Source organism: Streptomyces sp. NPDC026672 (assembly GCF_040638185.1).
In the GTDB taxonomy this organism is placed as follows: Bacteria; Actinomycetota; Actinomycetes; order Streptomycetales; family Streptomycetaceae; genus Streptomyces.
This window is the reverse complement of sequence record NZ_JBEZXS010000053.1, coordinates 1-24,455: the sequence shown is the minus strand read 5'-3', so window position 1 is coordinate 24,455 and position 24,455 is coordinate 1. Positions and strand designations below refer to the sequence as shown.

Annotated in this window: 18 protein-coding genes; 9 read left to right on the top strand and 9 right to left on the bottom strand. The window is 72.4% G+C overall.

The features are described from left to right. Nucleotides 1-78: 78 nt before the first annotated feature. Nucleotides 79-1,440 carry a glutamine synthetase family protein gene (locus AB0F77_RS37605; protein ID WP_361957519.1) on the bottom strand — a complete coding sequence of 454 codons (1,362 nt, stop codon included), beginning with the start codon at nt 1,438-1,440 and terminating at the stop codon, nt 79-81. Between the two features lie 302 nt (nt 1,441-1,742). Here AB0F77_RS37605 and AB0F77_RS37600 point away from each other — a divergent pair, with 302 nt between their 5' ends. Further along, nucleotides 1,743-2,927, top strand: coding sequence for a globin domain-containing protein (locus AB0F77_RS37600; RefSeq protein WP_358079203.1), 1,185 nt, complete (start codon nt 1,743-1,745; stop codon nt 2,925-2,927). A gap of 158 nt (nt 2,928-3,085) precedes the next feature. On the opposite strand, the gene AB0F77_RS37595 is transcribed toward AB0F77_RS37600, so the two are convergent. Next, nucleotides 3,086-3,532: an Rrf2 family transcriptional regulator gene (locus AB0F77_RS37595; RefSeq protein ID WP_361957516.1), complete on the bottom strand. Its 447-nt coding sequence runs from the start codon at nt 3,530-3,532 to the stop codon at nt 3,086-3,088. Nucleotides 3,533-3,690: 158 nt separating this feature from the next. Between AB0F77_RS37595 and AB0F77_RS37590 the strand changes: the two genes are divergently transcribed. The 4 genes from AB0F77_RS37590 (at nt 3,691) to AB0F77_RS37575 (ending at nt 8,980) form a co-directional block, all read left to right on the top strand. Beyond that, nucleotides 3,691-4,362 carry a DUF3105 domain-containing protein gene (locus tag AB0F77_RS37590; RefSeq protein WP_361957513.1) on the top strand — a complete coding sequence of 224 codons (672 nt, stop codon included), beginning with the start codon at nt 3,691-3,693 and terminating at the stop codon, nt 4,360-4,362. Then, nucleotides 4,359-4,988: a DUF305 domain-containing protein gene (locus tag AB0F77_RS37585; RefSeq protein ID WP_361957510.1), complete on the top strand. Its 630-nt coding sequence runs from the start codon at nt 4,359-4,361 to the stop codon at nt 4,986-4,988. Before AB0F77_RS37590 ends, AB0F77_RS37585 begins: the two co-directional genes overlap by 4 nt. A gap of 207 nt (nt 4,989-5,195) precedes the next feature. Beyond that, complete coding sequence (locus AB0F77_RS37580; RefSeq protein ID WP_361957507.1) at nt 5,196-7,142, top strand: S53 family peptidase; 1,947 nt, start codon at nt 5,196-5,198, stop codon at nt 7,140-7,142. 83 nt (nt 7,143-7,225) lie between these two features. Next, nucleotides 7,226-8,980 carry an NAD+ synthase gene (locus AB0F77_RS37575; RefSeq protein WP_361957504.1) on the top strand — a complete coding sequence of 585 codons (1,755 nt, stop codon included), beginning with the start codon at nt 7,226-7,228 and terminating at the stop codon, nt 8,978-8,980. 769 nt (nt 8,981-9,749) lie between these two features. On the opposite strand, the gene AB0F77_RS37570 is transcribed toward AB0F77_RS37575, so the two are convergent. The 4 genes from AB0F77_RS37570 to AB0F77_RS37555 all read right to left on the bottom strand — a co-directional run bounded on the left by AB0F77_RS37570 (nt 9,750) and on the right by AB0F77_RS37555 (nt 15,573). After that, complete coding sequence (locus AB0F77_RS37570) at nt 9,750-10,970, bottom strand: MFS transporter (protein WP_361957501.1); 1,221 nt, start codon at nt 10,968-10,970, stop codon at nt 9,750-9,752. Nucleotides 10,971-11,061: 91 nt separating this feature from the next. After that, entirely contained in the window at nt 11,062-12,111 is a 1,050-nt protein-coding gene (locus AB0F77_RS37565) for an endonuclease/exonuclease/phosphatase family protein (RefSeq protein WP_361957498.1), read from the bottom strand. 295 nt (nt 12,112-12,406) lie between these two features. After that, nucleotides 12,407-13,078, bottom strand: coding sequence for a TetR/AcrR family transcriptional regulator (locus AB0F77_RS37560; RefSeq protein WP_361957495.1), 672 nt, complete (start codon nt 13,076-13,078; stop codon nt 12,407-12,409). Nucleotides 13,079-13,983: 905 nt separating this feature from the next. Further along, nucleotides 13,984-15,573, bottom strand: a complete 1,590-nt coding sequence (locus AB0F77_RS37555) for an MFS transporter (RefSeq protein WP_361957492.1) — start codon at nt 15,571-15,573, stop codon at nt 13,984-13,986. A gap of 274 nt (nt 15,574-15,847) precedes the next feature. Here AB0F77_RS37555 and panB point away from each other — a divergent pair, with 274 nt between their 5' ends. The 3 genes from panB (at nt 15,848) to AB0F77_RS37540 (ending at nt 18,768) form a co-directional block, all read left to right on the top strand. Further along, nucleotides 15,848-16,714: a 3-methyl-2-oxobutanoate hydroxymethyltransferase gene (gene panB / locus AB0F77_RS37550; protein WP_361957489.1), complete on the top strand. Its 867-nt coding sequence runs from the start codon at nt 15,848-15,850 to the stop codon at nt 16,712-16,714. 216 nt (nt 16,715-16,930) lie between these two features. Continuing rightward, nucleotides 16,931-17,956, top strand: coding sequence for an ATP-binding cassette domain-containing protein (locus tag AB0F77_RS37545; RefSeq protein ID WP_361957486.1), 1,026 nt, complete (start codon nt 16,931-16,933; stop codon nt 17,954-17,956). After that, entirely contained in the window at nt 17,953-18,768 is an 816-nt protein-coding gene (locus AB0F77_RS37540; protein WP_361957483.1) for an ABC transporter permease, read from the top strand. Before AB0F77_RS37545 ends, AB0F77_RS37540 begins: the two co-directional genes overlap by 4 nt. 31 nt (nt 18,769-18,799) lie before the next feature. Here the strand turns inward: AB0F77_RS37540 and AB0F77_RS37535 are convergent, their stop codons facing one another. Beyond that, nucleotides 18,800-22,099 carry a BTAD domain-containing putative transcriptional regulator gene (locus AB0F77_RS37535; protein ID WP_361957480.1) on the bottom strand — a complete coding sequence of 1,100 codons (3,300 nt, stop codon included), beginning with the start codon at nt 22,097-22,099 and terminating at the stop codon, nt 18,800-18,802. 922 nt (nt 22,100-23,021) lie between these two features. Here AB0F77_RS37535 and AB0F77_RS37530 point away from each other — a divergent pair. Continuing rightward, a complete protein-coding gene (locus AB0F77_RS37530; protein WP_361957477.1) occupies nt 23,022-23,822 on the top strand; it encodes a site-2 protease family protein in 801 nt (266 codons plus the stop codon). Here AB0F77_RS37530 and AB0F77_RS37525 read toward each other — a convergent pair. Both AB0F77_RS37525 and npdG read right to left on the bottom strand, forming a co-directional pair. Beyond that, on the bottom strand, nt 23,812-23,982 hold the full coding sequence (locus AB0F77_RS37525) for a hypothetical protein (RefSeq protein WP_361957474.1): 171 nt from the start codon (nt 23,980-23,982) through the stop codon (nt 23,812-23,814). The two genes, AB0F77_RS37530 and AB0F77_RS37525, sit on opposite strands and share 11 nt — an antisense overlap. A 56-nt stretch (nt 23,983-24,038) precedes the next feature. Then, a partial coding sequence (gene npdG / locus AB0F77_RS37520) for an NADPH-dependent F420 reductase (protein ID WP_361957471.1) occupies nt 24,039-24,455 on the bottom strand: 417 nt, incomplete at its 5' end.

The following is a 24,455-nucleotide window of genomic DNA, read 5'->3' as shown; positions in this document are numbered from 1 at the left end:
TGAGACGCGTTGGGGCCGACGGTCCGTGACCGTCGGCCCCATCTGCCGAATCAGCGGGAAACCCGCCCCGACCTGCCCCTACAGCACCGGCAGGTTCTTCCTCAGTTCGAAGGCCGTTACCTCGGAGCGGTACTCCTCCCACTCCTGGCGCTTGTTGCGGAGGAAGAAGTCGAAGACGTGTTCGCCCAGGGTGTCGGCTACCAGGTCGCTGCGTTCCATCAGGGTCAGGGCCTCGCCGAGGTTCTGGGGCAGGGGCTCGATGCCCATGGCGCGGCGCTCCGCGTCGGAGAGGGCCCAGACGTCGTCCTCGGCGCCCGGCGGAAGCTCGTAGCCCTCCTCGATGCCCTTGAGGCCGGCGGCGAGCAGGAGGGCGTACGCCAGGTACGGGTTCGCGCCGGAGTCCAGGGAGCGGACCTCCACCCGCGCGGAGCCGGTCTTACCGGGCTTGTACATCGGGACGCGGACGAGGGCCGAGCGGTTGTTGTGGCCCCAGCAGATGTAGGAGGGGGCCTCGCCGCCGGCGCCCGCCGTGCGCTCCGCGCCGCCCCAGATGCGCTTGTAGGAGTTCACCCACTGGTTGGTCACCGCGGAGATCTCCGCCGCGTGCCGCAGCAGACCCGCGATGAAGGAGCGGCCGACCTTGGAGAGCTGGTACTCGGCGCCGGACTCGTAGAACGCGTTCCGGTCACCTTCGAACAGCGACAGGTGCGTGTGCATACCGCTGCCGGGGTGCTCGGAGAACGGCTTCGGCATGAACGTGGCCTGCACGCCCTGTTCCAGCGCGACCTGCTTCATGACCAGGCGGAACGTCATGATGTTGTCGGCCGTGGACAGCGCGTCGGCGTACCGCAGGTCGATCTCCTGCTGGCCGGGGGCGCCCTCGTGGTGGCTGAACTCCACCGAGATGCCCATGGACTCCAGCATGGTGATGGCCTGGCGGCGGAAGTCCATGCCGACGTTGGTCGGGGTGTGGTCGAAGTAGCCGGAGTTGTCGGCGGGTGTCGGCCGGGTGCCGTCGAGCGGGCGGTCCTTCAGCAGGAAGAACTCGATCTCCGGGTGGGTGTAGAAGGTGAAGCCCAGGTCGGAGGTGCGGGCGAGGGCGCGCTTGAGGACGTAGCGCGGGTCGGCGAAGGACGGGGAGCCGTCCGGCATGAGGATGTCGCAGAACATCCGGGCGGTGCCGGGGGTCTCCGCGCGCCACGGCAGGACCTGGAAGGTCGACGGGTCCGGCTTGGCGATCATGTCGGACTCGTAGACCCGGGCGAAGCCCTCGATGGCGGAGCCGTCGAAGCCGATGCCCTCGTCGAAGGCCTGTTCCAGCTCGGCGGGGGCCACGGCGACGGACTTGAGGAAGCCCAGCACGTCGGTGAACCACAGGCGCACGAACCGGATGTCGCGCTCCTCCAACGTCCGGAGCACGAACTCCTGCTGCTTGTCCATCTTCCGCTTCCCCATCCTTGCTGGTCAGGCCGCCTGTCCGGGTACCAGGGAAGGCGGTCGGGCACCTGAGCATCCCACCACAACACCGTTTCGCGCGCGTTGCGGACCATGATCGGTCACCCGTCCCCGGAGGGAACGCCTCCCGTACGGCGGATGAACCTCTCGCACTTCTCCCCCGCCCATCTTGCCTGCTCGTACCGGCATCCGTCATGGCCGGTCCCGCTCGCCTCCCGGAACTTAAATTTGCATCTCAGATGCAACTTTAACTAGCGTGCCTGCCATCCGAGCCAGAAGGAGTCCCGATGCTGTCCGAGCAGTCCGCCACCGCCGTGCGCGCCACCCTCCCCGCCGTCGCCGCGTCCCTCGACACGATCACGGAGCGCTTCTACGCCGGGATGTTCGCCGCACACCCCGACCTGCTGCGCGACCTGTTCAACCGCGGCAACCAGGCCGCGGGCACCCAGCGCCAGGCCCTCGCCGGGTCCATCGCCGCCTTCGCCGTCCACCTGGTGGAGCACCCGGACGAGCGCCCGGACGTGATGCTCGGCCGCATCGCCCACAAGCACGCCTCGCTCGGGATCACGCCGGAGCAGTACGCGATCGTCCACGAGCACCTCTTCGCCGCCATCGCCGAGGTCCTCGGCGAGGCCGTCACCCCCGAGGTCGCGGCCGCCTGGGAGGAGGTCTACTGGCTGATGGCGAACGCCCTGATCGCCCTGGAGCGCGGGCTGTACGCCGAACGCGGCGACCGCGGCCCGCGGCCCTGGGAGGTCGTCGAGCGGATCACCGAGACGGACGACGTCGCCACGTTCCGGCTGCGCCCGGCCGACGGCGGTCCGGTCACCCCCTTCCGGGCCGGGCAGTACGTCTCGGTCCGCACCGAACTCCCGGACGGGGCCCGGCAGATACGCCAGTACAGCCTCTCGGGCGCACCCGGGTCACCGGTGTGGCAGTTCAGCGTCAAGCGGGTGCGGGGCGGCGGCACGCCCGACGGCGAGGTCTCGAACCACCTGCACGAGCGGGTGCGGCCCGGCAGCGTCCTCGAACTGTCCGAGCCCTACGGCGACCTCGTCCTGGACGTCACCCCGGACACCCCGCTGCTGCTGGCCTCCGCGGGCATCGGCGTCACCCCCATGATCGCGATGCTGGCGAGGCTCTCCGAGGGCGGGCACCGGGCGCCGGTCACCGTCGTGCACGGTGACCGCTCCCCCGCCGACCACGCGCTGCGCACCGACCACGAGGCGTACGTCTCCAAGCTCGACGACGCCCGCGCGCACTTCTTCTACGAGCGGGACGCCCTCCCGGACACCCGCACCGGCCTGGTCGACCTCGACGGGATCGACGTCGCCGAGGGCACCCACGCTTACCTGTGCGGGCCGCTCCCCTTCATGCGTACGGTCCGCAGCGCGCTCCTCGGCCGCGGGGTCTCCCCGGCGGACGTGCACTACGAGGTGTTCGGGCCGGACTTGTGGCTGACCCGGGACTGAGCGCTCCGCCGGGTCGACCGTGCCGTGCCGTGCCGTGCCGTGCCGTGGCGTGCCGTGGCGTCCGCTGTTCGTCGCCCGCGGGTGCATTGGGGCTGGTCGCGCAGTTCCCCGCGCCCCTTTGGGGGCGCTGATGTGCGGGGCGTTTCCCGTGCGGGGCGTTACGGGCGGCGGGAGATGTCCAGGAGCAAGGGGCCCGTCGGTTCGGTGACCATGTCGGTGAGGGTCAGCGGGTCCAGGGACGCGTAGAACGCCTCCTGGGCCCGGCGCAGGGCACCGCGCAGCTTGCAGCCCGCCCTCAGGGGGCAGGGCGCGGTGCCGGACCCGGCGCCCTCGCAGTCGACGACGTCGTCCGCGCCCTCGAACCTGCGCACCACGGCGCCGACCGACGCCGTCCGCCCCCGCTCGCTGAGGGCGAGTCCGCCGCCGCGCCCGCGCCGGGCGTCGACCAGTCCCAGGTGCTGGAGCTCGGCCACGACCTTCGCGGCGTGGGTGTAGGGCACGTCCATGTCCTCGGCCACCTGCCGGGTGGTGGGCGTGCCCGTCCCGGCGACCGCGAGCCGCATCAGGACCCGCAGCGCCAGATCGGTGGACCTCAGCAGCCGCATACCGGCAGCGTAGGTAATACGTATCCCCCGCTCAAATTTCCGCTCCCGCTCGCCCCTCCCGTCCGCCCCTCCCCTTCGGAAGGAGCACCCTCCCGCCTTACGATCAGTACGTCCCACCCGTACACGTCCGTCCCGACAACCTCCTGAAGGACACCGCCATGGGTTCCGGCAAGAAGAACAGCAGCTCGGCGCGGCAGGCGCGCATAGAGGAGATGCGGCGGGCGGAGCGTGCCCGCGAGCGCCGCAACCGCGTGCTCACCATCGCCGCGAGCGTGGTGGTCGTGGCCGGTCTTGTCGTCGGCGGCGTCGTCCTCGTGCACTCGCAGTCGGACTCCGGCAAGGACTCCACGGCGGCGAGCGACTCCAAGGCGTCCGGGAGCTTCGTCACCGGCAAGGACGGCGTGAAGACCTGGAAGGGCACCCTGGGCCGCACGCACGTCGCGACCGCCGTGCACTACCCGACCGAGCCCCCGGTCGGCGGCAACCACAACCCGGTCTGGCAGAACTGCAACGGCGACGTCTACACGAAGCCGCTGAAGAACGAGAACGCCGTGCACTCCCTGGAGCACGGCGCGGTGTGGGTGACGTACAACACGAAGGCCCCGAAGGCGGACGTCGACGCGCTCGCGGCGAAGGTCGGGAAGACGCCGTACACGCTGATGAGCCCGGACGACAAGCAGGCCGACCCGATCATGATGACGGCGTGGGGCCACCAGCGCACGGTGACGGGCGCGAGCGACCCGGCCGTGGACAAGTTCTTCGAGGAGTTCGTGCAGGGCAAGCAGACGCCCGAGCCGGGCGCGGCGTGCACGGGCGGTCTCGGCCAGTGAGGAGCGCGGGACTCGTGGCGGCGGGCGCGGCGGTGGCGGTACTGGCGGCCGGCGCGATCACCTACGCGGTGGCCGAGGACGGCGGTGGCCCGGCCGCGGTGACGACGCCCGCCGCGGACTCCGCGGACGCGGGCTTCGCCCGGGACATGGCGGTCCACCACCAGCAGGCGGTGGAGATGTCGTACATCGTGCGCGACCGCACGAAGGACGAGGAAGTCCGGCGCCTGGCCTACGACATCGCGCAGACGCAGGCCAACCAGCGCGGCATGCTGCTGGGTTGGCTGGACCTGTGGGGGCTGCCCAAGGTGTCGGCGAAGCCGCCGATGGCCTGGATGGGCATGGGGGACATGCCGCCCGGGAAGGACAGCGCGCTGATGCCGGGCATGGCGACCAACACCGACCTGAAGAAGCTGGGCACGCTCGACGGCAAGCAGGCCGAGGTCTTCTACCTCCAGCTCATGACGGAGCATCACCAGGGCGGCATCCACATGGCCGAGGGCTGTGTCGCCCGGTGCGACGTGGGCGTGGAGAAGAAGCTCGCCCAGGGCATGGTGGCGGGCCAGCAGTCGGAGATCCAGCTCATGTCGGACATGCTGAAGCAGCGTGGCGCCAAGCCGCGTTCATGATCCGGACGGGTGGAGGAAAGCCTCAATTCGCCCCTAGTGGCGCTTCTTTGAGCTTCTCTTGACCTCTGCGTGCCCCTGGCATGAACGGTTCATCGCAAGAGTGGCCCTCATCGTGTGATCCATTCGAGGGCCACAACCGCCGCGGACCCCGGTGGATCGGCGACGCCCAACCACAACATGCATGCGCACCGCAATGCAGGGGGTTCTATGAGATCCAACCGTGCCAAGACCCGTGCCGGCGTGAGTTTGGCAGCGACACTGCCGATGCTCGCCGGTGCGCTGGCGCTCGGCATACCCGCGGCCCACGCCGCGGACCACCCGGGCCGGGACACGCTCGCGGGCACCAGGCCGACGTGGGCCACGGCCAAGGCGGACAAGGGTGCCACCTCGAACGGCGCCCAGGTCTCCGCCCGGGTCTACCTCGCCGGACGGGACGCCTCCGGGCTCGCCGCCTACGCGAGGGCCGTCTCCGATCCGTCCTCTCCGCTGTACGGCAAGTACCTGAGCGCCAAGCAGGTGCAGGCGCGCTTCGGCGCGACGAAGGCCCAGGTGGCCGCCGTCAAGTCGTGGCTGACTGCGGCCGGTCTGAAGGTCACCGGGGTCACGCAGCACTACGTCTCCGTCTCCGGTGACGTGGCCGCCGTCGAGACGGCGTTCGGCACCCAGCTCCACAACTTCGCGAAGGGCGGCCGCACCTACCGCGCCCCGCAGCAGTCGGCCTCGGTCCCCGAGAGCCTCAAGGGCGCCGTGCTGACCGTCACCGGCCTGGACAACGCGCCGCACAAGGCGCAGCACCAGGACCAACTGCCGCCGCCGGCCGCCGTGTTCAAGAACGCCGGGCCGTTCTCCTCGTACTACGGCTCCAATGTCGCGAGCACGCTGCCCAGCGCCTTCGGCAAGAAGATCCCGTACGCCGTCCAGGGCTACACCGGCAAGCAGTTGCGCGCCGCCTACGGCGCGGGCGACTTCACCGGCCGGGGCGTGCGGGTGGCCATCACGGACGCCTACGCCTCCCCGACCATCGGCTTCGACGCGGCCACCTACGCCAAGAACCACGGTGACGCGGGCTGGAAGACCGGCCAGCTGCACCAGGTCCTGCCGAAGAACTACACCGCGACCAGTCCCGACGAGTGCGACGCGTCCGGCTGGTACGGCGAGGAGACGCTGGACGTCGAGGCCGTGCACGCGGTCGCGCCGGCCGCCGACGTCACCTACGTGGGCGCCGCCTCCTGCTTCGACGACGACCTGCTCGACTCGCTCGGCAAGATCGTCGACAACCACCTGGCCGACATCGTCTCCAACTCCTGGGGGGACATCGAGGCCAACCAGACGCCGGACCTCCAGGCCGCCTACGACCAGGTCTTCCAGCTGGGCGCGGTGGAGGGCATCGGCTTCTACTTCTCCTCCGGCGACAACGGCGACGAGGTCGCGCACACCGGCACCAAGCAGGTCGACACCCCGGCCAACTCGGCGTGGGTGACCGCCGTCGGCGGCACCTCGCTCGCCGTCGGCAAGGGCGACAAGTACCAGTGGGAGACCGGCTGGGGCACCGAGAAGGCGACCCTGTCGGCCGACGGCAAGAGCTGGACCGGCTTCCCCGGCGCCTTCACCTCGGGCGCGGGCGGCGGCACCAGCAGCACCGTGCCGCAGCCGTACTACCAGAAGGGCGTCGTGCCGAACGCGCTGGCCACGGCCAACAGCGCGGCCGGCAACCGTGTCGTCCCGGACATCTCGGCCATCGCCGACCCGAACACCGGCTTCAAGGTCGGGCAGACCCAGACCTTCCCGGACGGGTCGCAGCAGTACAGCGAGTACCGCATCGGCGGCACCTCGCTGGCCGCGCCGGTGATCGCCGCCGTGCAGGCCCTGGCCCAGGAGGCCCGGGGCGGCAAGGCGATCGGCTTCGCCAACCCGGCGATCTACACCAAGTACGGCACCAAGGCGTACCACGACGTCACGGACAACCCGACGGGCTCCGGCCTGGCGGTCGCCCGCGTGGACTTCGCCAACAGCGTCGACGACGCCGACGGCCTGCTCACCTCGGTGCGCGTCCTCGGCGCCGACAGCTCGCTGAAGGCCGTGAAGGGCTACGACGACGTGACCGGCGTGGGTACGCCCGCGAACGGCTACGTCCAGTCGTACCGCCGCCACTGATCCGCTCCCCGCGGGTAGGGGGGCGTGGGGTGTCACACACCCCACGCCCCCCATCGCGTCTCTCTGACGATTACACTGGGCGCGTGCCTCAACTTCGACTCGCCCTGAATCAGATCGACGCCCGCGTCGGCGACCTCGCCGGGAACGCCGAGTCGATCGTCCGCCGGACCCGGCACTGCGCCGAGCGGGGAGCGCATCTGGTCGCGTTCCCGGAGATGGTGCTGACCGGGTATCCGGTCGAGGACCTGGTGCTGCGTTCCTCGTTCGTCGAGGCGTCCCGGGCCGCCCTGCGCGCGCTCGCCGCGCGGCTGGCCGACGAGGGCCTCGGCGAGGTGCCGGTGGTGGTCGGCTACCTCGACCGGTCCGAGACCGCCCAGCCGAGGTACGGCCAGCCGGCCGGCGCCCCGCAGGACGCGGCGGCGGTGCTGCACCGCGGCGAGGTGGTCCTCTCCTTCGCCAAGCACCACCTGCCCAACTACGGCGTCTTCGACGAGTACCGCTACTTCGTGCCCGGCGACACCATGCCGGTGGTGCGGGTGCGCGGGGTGGACGTGGCGCTCGCGATCTGCGAGGACCTGTGGCAGGACGGCGGCCGGGTGCCCGCGGCGCGCTCCGCGGGGGCCGGGCTGCTGCTGTCCGTCAACGCCTCGCCGTACGAGGTGAACAAGGACGACACCCGTCTGGAGCTGGTGCGCAAGCGCGCCCAGGAGGCGGGCTGCACCACCGCGTACGTCGCGATGATGGGCGGGCAGGACGAGCTGGTCTTCGACGGCGACTCGATCGTGGTCGACGCGGCGGGCGAAGTCCTCGCGCGGGCGCCGCAGTTCACCGAGGACTGCATGCTGCTGGACCTGGAGCTGCCGGCGGCGGCCGCGGACGCGCCGACGGGTGTGGTCGACGACGGGCTGCGCATCGACCGCGTGGTCCTGACCGAGGAGCCGGTGCCCGCGTACGAGCCGGAGTACACCGGGGGGTACGCGGAACGCCTGGACGACGCCGAGGAGATGTACTCGGCGCTGGTGGTGGGCGTGCGGGCGTACGTCGAGAAGAACGGCTTCCGGTCGGTCCTGATCGGGCTGTCGGGCGGCATCGACTCGGCGCTGGTGGCGGCGATCGCGTGCGACGCGGTGGGCGCGGAGAACGTGTACGGCGTGTCGATGCCGTCGAAGTACTCCTCGGACCACTCGAAGGACGACGCGGCGGAGCTGGCGCGGCGCACGGGGCTCAACTTCCGTACGGTGCCGATCGCGCCGATGTTCGACGCGTACATGGACTCGCTCGGCCTCGCGGGTCTGGCGGAGGAGAACCTCCAGTCCCGGCTGCGCGGCACGCTGCTCATGGCGGTCTCCAACCAGGAGGGCCACATCGTGCTGGCGCCGGGCAACAAGTCCGAGCTGGCGGTGGGGTATTCGACGCTGTACGGCGACTCGGTGGGCGCGTATGGGCCGATCAAGGACGTGTACAAGACGTCGGTGTTCCGGCTGGCCGAGTGGCGCAACCGGGCGGCGCTGGAACGGGGCGAGACGCCGCCGATCCCGGAGAACTCGATCTCCAAGCCGCCGAGCGCGGAGCTGCGGCCGGGGCAGGTCGACACGGACTCCCTGCCGGACTATCCCGTCCTGGACGCGATCCTCGACCTGTACGTCGACCGGGACAAGGGCGCCGACGCGATCGTGGCGGCGGGGTTCGACGCGGCGCTGGTGACGAAGACGCTGCGGATGGTGGACACGGCGGAGTACAAGCGCCGCCAGTACCCGCCGGGCACGAAGATCTCCCCCAAGGGCTTCGGCAAGGACCGCCGCCTCCCGATCACCAACGCCTGGCGCGAATCGGCGTAGCCCTCCGGGGGTTCGGCAGGCTGGGCAGGACAACTCGGCCGACATTCGAGCGCCGGATGCTTCCCCCGCCGGGGGGGCGCCACTCCCGACCGGTTCGTCTCCGCCCCGGGGGCCATGGGCTGCGCCGCCCGGGCGGGAGTGGGGCGCACCCATATTTCGGGAGGTCCCGTCGCTCGGGGGCGCTCGCGGCTCGGGAGAACCGTGGCTCGGTAGGGCTGTGGCTGGGGGGCGCCCGATCGACTCGGCAGAGGCCGTTCCCGCCTTCGGCAGGGCCCTTCCGGGCGGGGGTTTTCCAGGCCGGGAGCCACGGCGGGAAGGGCGAACGCCGGGCCGCCCGGGACGCGCCCGCCCGGCGTCGGCGTACCCCCCGGCCGCCAGGCGGTCCTTCCCCGGCATCGAACTCGGGCAGAGGCCGTTCCTCTGCTCGGCAGGGCCCTCCAGGGCGGGGGTGTCCCAAGCCGGGAAGCCGCGGTGCGGACGGCGAACGCCGGGGCGTCCGGCACGCGCCCGCCCGGCTTCGCCGTACTCCCCGGCCGCTGGGCCCCGCAGGAGCGCCGGGCGGTCCTTCCCCGGTATCGAATTCGGCGGCGGACGCTGGGTCTTCGGGGACTCGCGTCCGGCGTCGGCGTGCCGGTCGTTGTCACCGTGGGGGCGCTCATGCCGTCGGGGCGACTGCCGGACCGCGCAGGCCCCTTCCGGCCCGTCGGTCGCCCCCCCGGGCGCCGGTGGCAGGGGCGGGGCCTCCGCTGTGTCCCGGGGGCCGGATGTGTCAGGGGGCCACTGTTTTCGGCTGGTCCGGGACGTGGGTGGCGATCAGGCGTTCGTGGCCGGAGGACAGGGTGCCGCGGTGGCGGTCCAGGAGGTAGGACGCCGTGGCCACGACGAGGCCCAGGAGGGCCAGGGCCGCGCCGGCGAGGGCCGGGGACGTCACGCCGAGGCCCGCCGCGAGGGCGAGGCCGCCGATCCACGCGCCGCCCGCGTTGGCCAGGTTGAACGCCGCCTGGTTGGCCGAGGACGCCAGCGACGGCGCCGCCGCGGCCTTCTCCATCACCATCAGCTGGAGCGGCGAGCCGGTGATGAACGCGGCCATGCCCAGCAGGGCCACCGCGAGCGCCGCGCTCCACGGCGTCCGCACCAGCACCGGGAACAGCGCGAGGACCGTACCGAGGAAGACCAGCCCACCGAAGAGCGTGCCGCGCATCGCGTGGTCGGCGAGCCGCCCGCCGAGCAGGTTGCCGACGGTCGCGCCGACGCCGAACAGCGCCAGCAGCAGCGTCACATCGGTCTCGGCGAACCCGGCGGCGTCCGTGAGCATCGGCGTGACGTAGCTGTACGCCGCGAACAGCGCGCCGAACCCCGCCACGGTCGTACCGAGCGCGAGCCACACCGGCAGGGAGCGCAGCTCCGCCAGCTCGCCGCGCAGCCCCGTCGTGGGGACCTGGGCGCGGTCGTGCGGGATGAGGACGGCCAGGGAGGCGATCGCCGCGAGGCCGATGACGCTCACCCCGAGGAAGGTCACCCGCCACCCGAGGTGCTGCCCGGTGAGCGTGGCGGCCGGGACGCCCGCGATGTTGGCGACGGTCAGCCCGAGGAACATCAGCGACACCGAGCGCGCCTTGCGCTCCGGCGGGACCATGCCCGTGGCGACGACCGCGCCGACACCGAAGAACGCCCCGTGCGGCAGCCCGCTCAGGAAGCGCGCGGCCAGCAGGGACTCGTAGCCGGGCGCGAACGCGGACAGCGTGTTGCCGGCGACGAACAGGCCCATCAGCAGGATGAGGACGGTACGGCGGGAGAGCCGCGCGGTGACGGCGGCGAGCAGCGGGGCGCCGATGACAACACCGAGCGCGTAGGCGGAGACCAGATGACCGGCGGTGGGGATGGAGACGTGCAGGTCGTCCGCGACGTCGGGCAGCAAGCCCATGATCACGAACTCGGTGGTGCCGATGCCGAACGCGCCGACGGCCAGGGCGAGCAGGGCCAGAGGCATGGATGGCCTGTGCCTTTCACGGGAGAGAGATGTCCGTACAGTTTATGTTCAGGTACGGAACAAAGTCTCCCCCGTGGAGTATTCCGGAGGATTACGAAGACATGTCGACCTTCACACGCGCGGCGATCGGCAAGTGGTCGCTGCCCGTCCTCGGCAGCGTCCAGGAGCTCTCCGGCTCGACCCCCTTGACCATGATCTGGTCGATGCGGGCCATCGGGAACGACGCCGGCCAGCTGAACCCGAAGCCGCTGCCGGCCGCGCCCTGCGTGGACCGCATCTGGGAGGTGACCGCGTTGAGGGCGCGGTCGTTCATCGTGCCGTTCAGATCGCCGAGCAGCACGACCCGCGCCAGGCTCTCGTCGGCGATGGCCTCACCGAGCGCGTCGGCGCTCTTGTCGCGCTGCCGCGCCGTGAACCCCGCCTCCAACTTCACGCGCACCGAGGGGAGATGGGCAACGTACACGGCGAGCGACCCCTCGGGCGTCGCCACGGTGGCGCGCAGCGCGCGCGTCCAGCCCAGCTTGATGTCGACGGCCCGCACCCCGCTCATCGGGTACTTGCTCCACAGCCCGACCGTGCCGATGACCGCGTGGTACCGGTACGTCGGCGCCAGCGCCCGCTCGTAGACCGGCACGGCGGACGCCTTCAGCTCCTCCAGGGCGAGCACGTCCGCGCCCGACGCGGCCACGTCACGGGCCGTGCCGGCCGGGTCGGGGTTCTCGGCGTTGACGTTGTGCGTGGCCACCTCCACGTCGCCGCCGGGGCCGGTGCGGTCGATGAGCAGCCCGCCGAAGAGGTTCAGCCAGACGGCCACGGGCAGCACCGTCGCGATCAGCGCGGTCGCCGAACGGCGCAGCAGGGCGAGCGCGAGCAGCACCGGGAGCAGCAGTCCCAGCCAGGGCAGGAACGTCTCCGTGAGACTGCCGAGGTTGCCGACCTTGTTGGGGATGCGGGAGTGCAGCACCATCACCAGGGCGAGGAGGCCAGCGATCGCGGCGACGACGAGGCCGCGCCGCCAGATCCGCCGGTCCCCGCGCCAGCCGGCGAGCGAGCGGGTCAGCAGGCGCCGGAGCCGGGAGCGCCGGTGCTCGGGCTCCGAGCCGCCGTGGTCCGTCTCCGTCACGTACGCCTGTTGCGCCATACCGTCTGCCTCACTGCCCGCCGTGCTCACCGTCTTCCCCCCGGGGTACGACCCTAGGGGATGATCGGTTCCGTTCCGCCGTCCTATGACGGCCGTACGGAAGACGAGGACGAACAAGTCCGTCCCGGGGGTTCCTGAGACCCCGGGGACGGGTGCGCACTGTGACGAAACGCGCACATTCGCGGCCCTTCGCGGTTCGGCACGGGTGTGACGCAGGCGACCGGGGCGATGCCGGCATACGGCTTCACGTCCGACACCGTGTCAGGGCTCGGCGGGCTCGGCGGGTTCGGCTTGTTCAAGCGACAGTTGAGCGCTCGTCCGGTTCGCCGAGCGAGGTCTGGGCATCCGGTGGGTCGGCCGGGCGCAGGCCGGTGAGGACGGTGTCGACGATCTGCTCCGCGAGACCCTCCGGGAGCGCGGCGTCGGGGCGCAGCACGGAGCGGGTGAGCATGGGGCCGACGAACATGTCGTTGGCCAGTTCGAGGTCGACGTCCGTGCGCAGTTCGCCGTCCCGCTGTCCCCGGCGCAGGATCTCGATGAGCAGCTTGCGCCGGGGAGTTATCACGTTGGCGTGGTAGGCGGCCCAGATCTTGGGGCTGCTCTTCATCTGGACGTGGACGTTGTGCAGGATCGCCGAGGAGCGGCTGACCAGGCCGCGGTGGCGCAGGTCCTCCAGCAGGACGACGAGGTCGTCGCGCATCGAGGTGCCGGGCAGCTCGGGTTCGGGGAGCTCGGCGGCGCGCATGACGTCGACGAAGAGTTCCTCCTTGCCGCTCCAGCGGCGGTAGATGGTGGCCTTGCCCACGCCCGCCGTGCGGGCCACGCGCTCGATGGAGAGCTCGGCGAGGGGCACGCCCTCCTCCAGGAGCTTCATCGCGCCCTCCAGGATGGCGCGTTCCACGGCCTCGCTGCGCGGGCGGCCCCGGGCGGGACCACACGGCTGCGGCCGACTCTCGGCAAGACTCACGTCATCCGTCCTCTCACTCCACCACACCAATTCTCCCGCGGCCCCCTCTCCCCCGTACGGCACCTTCCCCACACGCCGCACGCCCGACACCGGACGCCCGACCACCCCGGCAGCAGGGACGGACCACGACCGCCCGTCCTGTGGCGGCACGACGACCGGCCGGCCGCCACCCTGTAGCCGGACGGCCGGCCCCCCGTCCCGGCCGTCCGGGGCCGCAGGGCGCGTCCGCCGGGGTGTCCGGTGGGGGCACCGGCAGGGGGCCGTTCGGCGGGGCATCCGGCGGGCGCGTCCTGGGCTATCCCGGTCGCCCGCCCCGTAAGCCGGCCGGTCGGCGCTGCGGGCACTCCCGGTCGTCCCTCCCCCTCATCCGGTCGGCCGTCGACCGGTCGGGTGGGGGCCGGACGGGGGCCGTCCGACGGGCACGCCCTGCGGGTCACCCAGTCGTCTCTCCCCCCTCACTCGGTCGGCTGTCAGCCGGTCGGGTGGGGGCCGGACGGGGGGCCGTCCGACAGGCACGCCCTGCGGGTCTCCCGGCCCGCCCCGCCCCGTGAGTCGGCCGGTCGCCCCGCCGGGGGCGCTCCCCGTCGTCTCCCCCCTCACTCGGTCGGCCGTCGACCGGTCGGGCAGGGGCCAGGCGGGGGGCCGTCCGACGGGCGCGTCCTGCGGGTCTCCCAGTCGTCTCTCCCCCTCACTCGGTCGGCCGTCGACCGGTCGGGTAGGGGCCAGGCGGGGGGCCGTTCGACGGGTGCGTCCTGCGGGTCTCCCGGCCCGCCCCGCCCGTGAGTCGGCCGATCGCCCCGCCGGGGGCACTCCCCGTCGTCCCTCCCCCTCACCCGCTCGACCGTCGACCGGTCGGGTGGGGGGCGGGCGCGAAGGGGATTTCCGGTGCGTGCGCGGCGACTGGGTCAGTCGGCCGTGGTGACCAGTTGTTGTTCCGGTTCCGTCTGCTGGGGGGCCGGGGGGCGGCCCGGGAGGAACAGGGCCGTGATCACCGCGCCGAGGATCGCGACACCCGCGCCGCACAGCGCGGTGACGTGCATGGCGTGCAGGAACGCGTCGTTGGCCGAGCCGATCAGCGCGTCGCCCCGCGGGCCGAGCCGGGCGGCGACGCCCAGGGTGGCCTCGATGGACTCGCCCGCGGTGTCCCGCAGCCCGGCCGGCAGCACCCCGAGCCTGCCCTCGATGCCCGTGCGGTACGACGTCGCCAGCACCGAGCCGAGCACCGCGATGCCGAGGGCGCCGCCCACCTGGCGGAAGGTGTTGCTCAGCGCGGACGCCGAGCCGGCCTTCTCGCGCGGCAGGGCCTGCATGATGACGACGGACGTCGGCGTCATGATGTGCGCCATCGCCGTACCCATGAGGAAGAACACGACCTCCAGGAACCAGATCGGCGTGTCCGCCCGGAACGTGGCGAAGACGGCCAGCGTCACGGCGATCAGCACCAGACCGGCCGTCGTGGTGGCCCTGTTGCCGAACCGCTCCACGACCAGCCGGGCCCGCGGCGCGAAGATCATCTGCGCGGCGGCCAGCGGCAGCATCAGCAGACCGGACTGGAGCGGCGAGTAGCCCCGCACGCTCTGGGTGTAGAAGACCGAGAAGAAGGTCACGCCCATCAGCGCGAAGAACACGAGCGCGATGGCGCTCATGGCGGCCGAGAAGACCTTGTTCTTGAAGTACGTGACGTCGAGGGACGGATGGTCGCTGCGCTTCTCGTGGACGACGAAGCCGACGAGCACCGCGAGACCGCCGAGGATGCTCGCGAGCACCTTGGGATCGGTGAAGTCGGCCAGTTCGCCGCCCTCGATGATGCCGTAGACGAGCAGCACCAGGCCGACGACGGACAGGACGACGCCGATCGGGTCGAGACGGCCGGGCCGCGGGTCCCGCGAGTCGGGCACCAGCCAGATCATCAGCGCGACCGCGACGATCACGATGGGCACGTTGATGAGGAACACGGAGCCCCACCAGAAGTGGTCGAGCAGCGCACCGCCGGTGATCGGTCCGATGGCGATGGCGAGCCCGACGCCGCCGGCCCAGATGCCGATGGCCTTGGGCTGCTCCTCGCGCTCGAAGACGTTCATCAGGACGGCGAGGGTGGCGGGCATCACGAACGCGGCACCGAGGGCCATCAGCGCGCGGTAGGCGATGAGCTGGCCCGGGGAACCGGACTCGGCGGCGAGGGCCGAGCCGACGCCGAACACGACGAGCCCGCCGAGCAGGATCTTCTTGCGGCCGATGCGGTCTCCGACCAGGCCCGCGGTGAACAGCAGGCCCGCGAAGACGAGGGTGTACGAGTTGATCGCCCACTCGATCTCGCTCTGCGTGGCGCCCAGCCCGACCGGGGCCGGGGTGGAGATGGTCTTGATCGCCACGTTGAGGATCGAGTTGTCGAGCACGACGATCAGCAGACTCAGCATCAGCACGCCGAGGATCGCCCAGCGACGCCGGTGTACCGCTTCGGGTATCCGGGGGGCGGGGACGGCAGGAGTTGTCATGGTGACGACCCTAGGGTCATTCCAATACGGAACCGTCTCGTATCTGAATTCTTTGCCCAGACCTTGCCGGTCGCACGCCGGACCGAGATGTTCCGCCTCCCTGGGGGCCGCGCCGCACCCGTCGGGGGTCAAGCCGGACACAAGCGGGATGCGCTGGGATGGCGTACGGGATCACACGGGGGTCCCCTGGCCCCGACCGGCACGAGGTGCCACCATGGGAGGGATCCGGGGACGCCGTCAGGGCGCCTCGAGATGACCTGAAGGAGCCGTTGCAATGACGCAGTTCTCGGCTGCCCGGACCAAGCCCTCCGACGGCAGCAACGCGCTGTACGGAGGCAAGGGCACACGCCGCATCACCGTCCGCGACATCGCGCTCGCCAAGGAGCGGGGCGAGAAGTGGCCCATGCTCACCGCGTACGACTCGATGACCGCGTCCGTCTTCGACGAGGCCGGTATCCCGGTGATGCTGGTCGGCGACTCGGCGGGCAACTGCCACCTCGGGTACGAGACGACCGTGCCCGTCACCCTCGACGAGATGACCATGCTGTCGGCGGCGGTCGTGCGCGGCACACGGCGCGCGCTGATCGTCGGCGACCTGCCCTTCGGCTCCTACCAGGAGGGCCCGGTGCAGGCGCTGCGCTCGGCGACCCGGATGGTCAAGGAGGCCGGTGTCGGCGCGGTGAAGCTGGAGGGCGGCGAGCGCTCGCACGACCAGATCCGGCTGCTCGTCGAGTCCGGCATCCCGGTCATGGCCCACATCGGTCTGACCCCGCAGTCCGTCAACGCCATGGGCTACCGGGTCCAGGGGCGCGGTGAGGAGGCGGCCCAGCAGCTGCTGCGCGACGCGAAGGCGGTGCAGGACGCGGGCGCGTTCGCGGTCGTCCTCGAACTGGTCCCGGCGGAGCTGGCGGCCGAGGTGACGCGGGTGCTGCACATCCCGACGGTCGGCATCGGCGCGGGTCCCGACACGGACGCGCAGGTGCTGGTGTGGACCGACATGATGGGGCTGACCTCGGGCCGGGTGCCCAAGTTCGTGAAGCGGTACGCCGATCTGCGCGCGGTCATGGGTGACGCGGCGAAGGCGTTCGCCGAGGACGTCGTCGCCGGAACGTTCCCGCTGGAGGAGCACTCCGTCCACTGAGCCATCGCGGCAACACCACGGGACGGCCCGCCGAACTTCCCCCATCGACGGGCCGTCCCCCTGCGTGGAGCCGACGTCCCCCGGGGGCTGCGCCCCCGGACCCCCCTTCGGCCTGAACGGCCTCGTCCTCAAACGCCGGACGGGCTGTTCTTGTTGTCGGTGCCTTATAGGCGCCGTGTCGGTGGTTTGTCGGTGGGGGGTGACACCGTGCTGGGCATGACGCGAATCGATGACAGTCCGGGTGGGCGAAGCCACGCGGTGACGGTGCGGGGACTGGTCAAGCACTACGGCGAGACCAAGGCGCTGGACGGGGTCGACCTGGAGGTGCGCGAGGGGACCGTGATGGGGGTGCTCGGACCCAACGGGGCCGGCAAGACCACCCTCGTGCGCATCCTGTCCACCCTCCTGGCACCGGACGCCGGGCAGGCCACGGTGGCCGGCTACGACGTGGTGCGCCAGCCCCGGCAGCTGCGCCGGGTGATCGGCCTCACCGGCCAGTACGCCTCGGTGGACGAGAAGCTCCCCGGCTGGGAGAACCTGTACATGATCGGGCGGCTGCTCGACCTGTCCCGCAAGGAGGCGCGCACCCGGGCCGACGCACTGCTGGAGCGGTTCTCGCTGACCGACGCGGCCCGGCGCCCCGCCTCCACCTACTCCGGCGGCATGCGGCGCCGGCTCGACCTGGCCGCCTCGATGATCGGCCGGCCCCAGGTGCTGTTCCTGGACGAGCCGACGACCGGTCTCGACCCGCGCACCCGCAACGAGGTGTGGGCCGAGGTCAAGACGATGGTCGGCGACGGGGTGACCGTGCTGCTGACCACCCAGTACATGGAGGAGGCCGAGCAGTTGGCCTCGGAGCTGACCGTCGTGGACCGCGGCAAGGTCGTCGCGGGCGGCCGGATCGAGGAGCTGAAGGCCAGGGTCGGCGGTCGCACGCTGCGGGTGCGGCCCGGCGACCCGCTGGAACTGCGCCCGCTCGCCGCGCTGCTGGACGAGCTGGGCATCACCGGGCTCGCCACCACGGTCGTGGACGCCGACAGCGGCACCCTGCTGGTGCCGGTGCTCAGCGACGAGCAACTGACCGCCGTGGTCGGCGCCGTCATCGCGCGCGGCATCACCATCTCCTCGATCACCACCGAACTCCCCAGCCTGGACGAGGTGTTCCTGTCGCTCACCGGCCAGCGTGCCAGTGCCCCGCAGGACGCCGCGCCCGCCGACACCCGTGAGGAGGTCGCCGTATGAGCGCCGCCACCGCCACCGCTCCGGCCGCCGACGTCCGTATCCCGCTGCGCTCCCACCTGCGCCACACCGGGGCCCTGGTCCGCCGCAACCTGCTGTGGATCCGGCAGGACCCCGAGTCGATGTTCGACGCCCTGCTGATGCCGGTCGTCTTCACCCTGCTGTTCGTGTACGTCTTCGGCGGCTCCATCGGGCAGGCGCTGGGCGGCGGCCAGGACGGCTACGTCCAGTACGTCATCCCGGGCATGCTGGCGATGACCAGCATGACGCTGTCCCAGGGCGTCGGGACGGGCTTCAACCAGGACTTCAACAGCGGGGTGATGGACCGTTTCCGGTCGCTGCCGATCGGGCGCGGCTCGGTGCTGTTCGCGAAGATCTCGGTGGAGATCGCCCGCATGCTGTTCGCGATCGCCGTCCTGCTGGTCGTGGCCGTCCTGGTCGGCTTCCACATCACCAACTGGCCCGGTCTGTTCGCCGCCGTGGGGCTGTCCGCCGTGTTCGCCTCGGCGATCATGTGGGTGTTCCTCACCCTCGGCGTGATCATGAAGAGCGCGCAGTCCGTCCAGGCGATGGGGTTCCTGGTGCTGTTCCCGCTCCAGTTCGGCTCGTCGATCTTCGCGCCGACGAACTCGATGCCGGGCTGGCTCCAGACGTTCACCGACTACAACCCGCTGTCCTCGCTGGCCGACGCCGCGCGTGGACTGATGGTCGGCGGACCGGTCGCGCACGACCTGTGGGTGACCCTGGGCTGGTCGGTGGTGATCACCGCAGTGATGGCACCGATCGCGGTGCGCAAGTTCCGTACCAAGAGCTGACGTCGGCGCCCGGCGGCCGTACCGGCCGGGGTCAGAACAGGGCGGTGGCCTCCGCGAGGGAGAGGCCACCGCCCTCGGCGTACGCGGTCGCGTAGCGGGCGTCGCCGACGACCTCGCGGACACGGGCCTCCGTCCGTCTGCGCACCTCGCGCTCCACGCCCACGGGGACGTGACCCTGCGCCTGGAGGGCGTCGGCGGCGCCCAGGCAGCGGGCGGCGTCCGCGCCGCGATGACCCTCGTCGAGCCCTGCCAGGGCCATGGCGGCGATGGTGAGGCACATGGAGTTCAGCTGCGGGGTGAGGGCCTGGGAGACGGGGTCGGTGCCGTGGTGCAGGGCCTGCCGGGCCAGGGCCAGGGCCTGTTCGCCCCTGCCGTCCAGGGCGTCGAGCCAGGCCTCCTGGGTGAGGATCATGGCGTCGAAGGCGACGAAGTGCGAGATGGAGAATTCCTCGCGCACCCGCCGCAGTTGCTCGCGGGCCTCGGGAAGGCGGTCGGTCAGGGCGAGCCGGGACGCGAGGAAGATCCGGGCGGCGGGCATCGCCTCGTTGTGGGCCCCGGTGCTGCGGGCGATCACGTCGCGCAGCAGCTGCTCACCGCGTCCGGACTCGCCCGTCTCGATGAGCACACCGCCCAACCGGGCGTTCAGCACGGCGACATGGCCGCGGGCGCCGAGGCGTTCGGCGTGCTCGATGGCGGCCTGGTAGTCGGTGACGGCCGCCTGGTACGCGCCGCGCACCTCGTGCGCCTCGGCGCGCGCGGACAGGGCCTGGGCGGTGCCCCAGTCGTCCCCGAGCCGGTGGAAGATCTCCATGGCCTCGTCGGCGTCCCGGACGGCGTCCCCGGCCGAGGCGGCGCGGTTGGCCAGGAAGTTGGCGCGCATCTGGAGGCAGCCGGCCAGGTCCCACTCGAAGCCGGGGGTGTCCCGGCAGGTGCGTATCGCGGCGTCGATGATCGGGACGAGCCGTTCGGGGTAACCGGCCAGCATGACGGCGAAGAACCAGATCATGCCGGGGGCGCGGCAGGTCTGCGGCATGCCGGGCTCGTAGGTGTCGGCCACCGCCCGCAGCTTGGACTGCGCCGCCGGGGTCTGCCAGGCGTCGATCTCGGTGTCCATGCAGGCGAGATGGGCGAGGTGCAGACCGCGTCTGGCCTCGGCGAGGAGTTCGCCGGTGAACGGGGGCGGCATGTCGGTGCACCGCTGCCAGACGGCTTCGGCGTGGTGGGCGGGCTCGGTGAAGGGGTCCGGGCCGAGGGCCATGGCCTCGACGCACCAGGTGCGGGCCTCGATGCGCAGGTCGCGCATCTGCCAGTACCAGACGAGGGAGAGGACGAGGCTCAGCGCCTCCTGCTCGTCCCGGGCGGTGACGGCGTGGCGCAGCGCGGTGCGCAGGTTCTCGTACTCCAGCTGGATACGGGCCACGGCGGCGCGTTGGCCGGGGCCGCGCAGCGACGCGTCGGCGGCGCGGGCGAGTTCGCGGTAGTGGACGAGGTGGGCGCGCTCGGCGTCGGCGCGGCGGCCGGTCTCGTCGAGGCGTTCGGCGGCGTACTCGGCGACGGTCTCCAGGAGCCGGTAGCGCATGGCGCCGTCGGGGGCGGGGGCGGCCACGACGAGGGACTTGTCGACGAGGGAGCCGAGCGCGTCGAGGGCGGCGGGGCCGCAGACGGCCTCGGCGGCGGCCAGGTCGCAGCCGCCGGCGAAGAGGGAGAGGCGGCGCAGGACGTCGCGTTCGTCCTCGTCGAGCAGGTCCCAGGACCAGTCGACGACGGCCCGCAGGGTCTGCTGGCGCGGCAGGACGGTGCGGCTGCCGGAGGTGAGCAGGCGGAAGCGGTCGTCGAGCCGGTCGGCGATCTGGCGCGGGGTGAGCATGCGCAGCCGGGCGGCGGCGAGTTCGATGCCGAGGGGCAGTCCGTCGAGGCGGCGGCAGATCTCGGCACAGGCGTCAGGGTCGTCCTCGGTCCGGAAGCCGGGGCGGGCGGCGGCGCCGCGGTCGGCGAGCAGCCGCAGCGCGACGGGTTCCGGCAGCGGCTCGACGGGGCGCAGCAACTCCCCCGGGACGCCCAGGGGTTCGCGGCTGGTGGCGAGCACGGTGAGGCCGGGGCAGCGGGCCAGCAGCCGTTCCGCGAGGCGGGCGGCGGCGTCCACGACGTGCTCGCAGTTGTCGAGGACGAGGAGCATCCGGCGTCTGCCGCAGTACTCGACGAGGCGTTCCACGGGGTCGTCGTAGCGGTCGGTGACGGCGCGCATGGTCTCGGCACCGGCGCCGTACAGCACGGTCTCGCGGGCTCCGATCGCGGTGAGCACGGCCTCGGGGACGGCGGCGGGGTCGTCCACGGGGGCCAGTTCGGCGAGCCACACGCCGTCGGGCACGGTGTGCCGTACGGCCTCGGCGGCCTCCACGGACAGCCGGGTCTTGCCGGCGCCGCCGGGGCCGAGCAGGGTGACGAGCCGTGCGGCGCCCAGGTCCTCGCGGACGTCGGCCATGTCGGTCTCCCGGCCGACGAAGGAGGTGAGCCGGGCGGGGAGGTTGCCGGCCGGGACGTCGACGACCGGCTCGTACGGCGCCCGGTGCCCGTTCGCGGGGCGCGGAGGTGCCGCCGTGTCGTCCGGGTTGAGCAACTGCTCGTGCAGGGCGCGGAGTTCGGGGCCCGGGTCGGAGCCGAGGCGGGTGGCGAGGAGGCGGCGTACGTCGTCGTAGGCGGCCAGGGCCTCGGCGGCGCGGCCCGCGTCGCGCAGGGCGCGCAGCCGCAGCGCCTGGAGGGGTTCGTCCAGGGGGTGGCTGTCGCACAGGGCCGTGAGCTCGGGCAGGGACCGCTCGGCCTGGCCGAGGGCGAGGGCGGCGGTGTGGCGGGCGCGCAGGGCATCGAGCCGGCGGGTGTCGAGGCGGGCCGCCTCGGCGGTGCGGTCGGGCAGGTCGGCGAGCGCGGGGCCGTGCCAGAGGGCGAGCGCGTCGTCGAGGGCGTCGGCGGCCTTGGCGGGGTCGCCGTCGGCGAGGGCGCGCAGGCCGTCGCCGGTGAGCCGCTCGAAGCGGTGCAGGTCGACGTCGTCGGGGGTGGCGGCCAGCCGGTAGCCGCCCTCGGCGGAGTCGATCGCGTCCGTGCCGAGCGCCCTGCGCAGCCGGCCGACGAGCGCCTGGAGCGCGCCGGTGGCGTCGGCGGGCGGCTCGGCGCCCCACACCTCGTCGACGAGCAGCCCCACCGGCACGGTTCGCCCGGGCCGCAGGGTCAGCACGGTCAGCAGCGCACGCAACCGCGCCCCGCCCACGGGAACGGCCGTGCCGTCGGGGCGGAGCGCCTGAGTGGTGCCGAGGATCCGATAACGCACGGGGTCCATTGTCCCCGGGGACGCCCAAACCCCGCTCCCGGGTTTCCCACCCCCGAAAACCCAGGGGAAACGGCCCCACCGCGAAGGCACAAGAGCCCTGACCCCGACCCCGCCCCCGGCACACCGGCCCGACGGTCCCCCGAGCCCAGGGGAAACGGCCCCACCGCGAAGGCACGAGGGCCCTGACCCCGCCCCCGGCACACCGGCCCGGCGGTCCTCCGAGCCCAACCGAAGTCAGCACACCGGCCCGGCGATCCCGCAGGCCCAACCGGAGCCCCCGGCCCCGGCCTCGCCGGCCCCGGGGCCCGCACACCCTGCGACTCGGCCTGACCCACCCCGCTTCCCAGTGGCCGCCGTCACCACCCAGCCCGCCGCCCGCCGGGCCCTGACCCGCGCGGCGGCCTGCGAGGGCCACTGACCACCCCCCACCAGGCCCAACCCCGCCCCCGGCGATCCCCGCGCCCCCCGGCCCCAGGCCCCCGCACGCCTGCGCCTCGGCATGACCGACCCCCGCTTCCCAGCGGCAGCCGTCACCGGCACCGTCACCACCCGGCCCACCGCCCGCCGGACCCTGACCCGCGCGGCGGCCTGCGAGGGCCACTGGCCACCCGCCACCAGACCCAACCCCGCCCCCGGCGCCCTCGACGGCCCCGGACCGTCCGTCGGCCCTCCTGCCCCGGCCTTCCCGCCCTCCGCTCCTCTTGTCCTCCTGCCCTCAGCCCTCCCGCATTCCTGCCCGCCCGCCCCGGCCATCCGGCCCTCCCGACCCCGCTCTTCCTGCCCCCTCGTCTTCCTGTTCCTCCCGGGCTCCCGTCGTTTCGGGCTGCCGGTCTCCGGGAGGAACCCTGGTCGGGGGTGGGGGCGTTGTTCTTGCGTCGCCGGTACGGTCGGTGGCGCAGGTTTGTCGTCTTCGCGAGGGGGAGTTCCGTCCATGACCACCGTCACCAGCCGTCACAGCGAGCGGCGGGTCAGTCCCGTGTTCGTCGGGATCGCGGCCGTCACCGCCGTCACCGGGTGGGCCACCTGGACGGGCTTCGCCGAGCAGCCGGGCGTCGCCATGTTCCTGTTCGTGACGGCGGCCTGGATCGTCTCCCTGTGCCTGCACGAGTACGCGCACGCCCGCACGGCCCTGCACAGCGGGGACATCACGGTCGGCGCGAAGGGCTACCTCACGCTGAACCCGCTGAAGTACACCCACGCCGTGCTGAGCATCGTGCTGCCCGTACTGTTCGTGATCATGGGCGGGATCGGTCTGCCCGGCGGCGCGGTGTTCATCGAGCGCGGCCGCATCCGGGGCCGCTGGCGCCACAGCCTCATCTCGGCGGCCGGCCCCCTCACGAACGTGCTGTTCGCGGTGGTGTGCACGGCCCCGTTCTGGCTGGACGCCCTGGACGGCGTGCCCCGCGACTTCCGCTTCGCGCTGGCGTTCCTCGCGCTGCTCCAGGTGACGGCCGCGATCCTGAACTTCCTGCCGGTGCCGGGCCTGGACGGCTACGGCGTGCTGGAGCCCTGGCTGTCGTACAACGTCAAGCGCCAGGTCGAGCCGTTCGCCCCGTTCGGCCTGCTGTTCGTGTTCGCGCTGCTGTGGGTGCCGTCGATCAACGCCGCGTTCTTCGACCTGATCGACACGATCCTGCGCGCGCTGGACATCGGCGACGTCGACACCTACTGCGGACAGGACCTCTACCGGTTCTGGCAGGACTCGGACCCGGGCTGCGCGCTCATCCCGTGACGGCGCGGCCCCGCTTCACGTAGTACCAGCACATGTTGCTGGACAGCCCCGCCAGCAGCACCCACACGATGCCCAGCCAGCTGCCCTGCACGAACGAGACGACGGCCGCGACGACGGCGAGGACGCACACGGCGAGGGAGTAGAGGGCGAGGCGGGGCATGGGGGCGGCTTCCTGTCGGGGGACACTGGGTGCGGCCACCAGTGTCCCCCATCCGCTCACACGTCGGTGACGCGGAGGCCGGCGTGGGCCTTGTAGCGGCGGTTGACGGAGATCAGGTTGGCGACGAGGGATTCGACCTGGTGGGCGTTGCGGAGGCGGCCGGCGAAGACGCCGCGCATGCCGGGAATGCGCCCGGCGAGCGCCTGCACGGTCTCCACGTCGGCGCGTTCCTCGCCGAGGACCATGACGTCGGTGTCGATCCGCTCGGTCTCGGGGTCCAGGAGCAGCACGGCGGAGAGGTGGTGGAAGGCGGCGGTGACCCGCGAGTCGGGCAGCAGCGCGGCGGCCTGCTCGGCGGCGCTGCCCTCCTGGGGCTTGAGCGCGTAGGCGCCCTTCTTGTCGAAGCCGAGCGGGTTGACGCAGTCCACGACCAGCTTGCCCGCCAGCTCCGCGCGCAGGGACTCCAGGGTGGC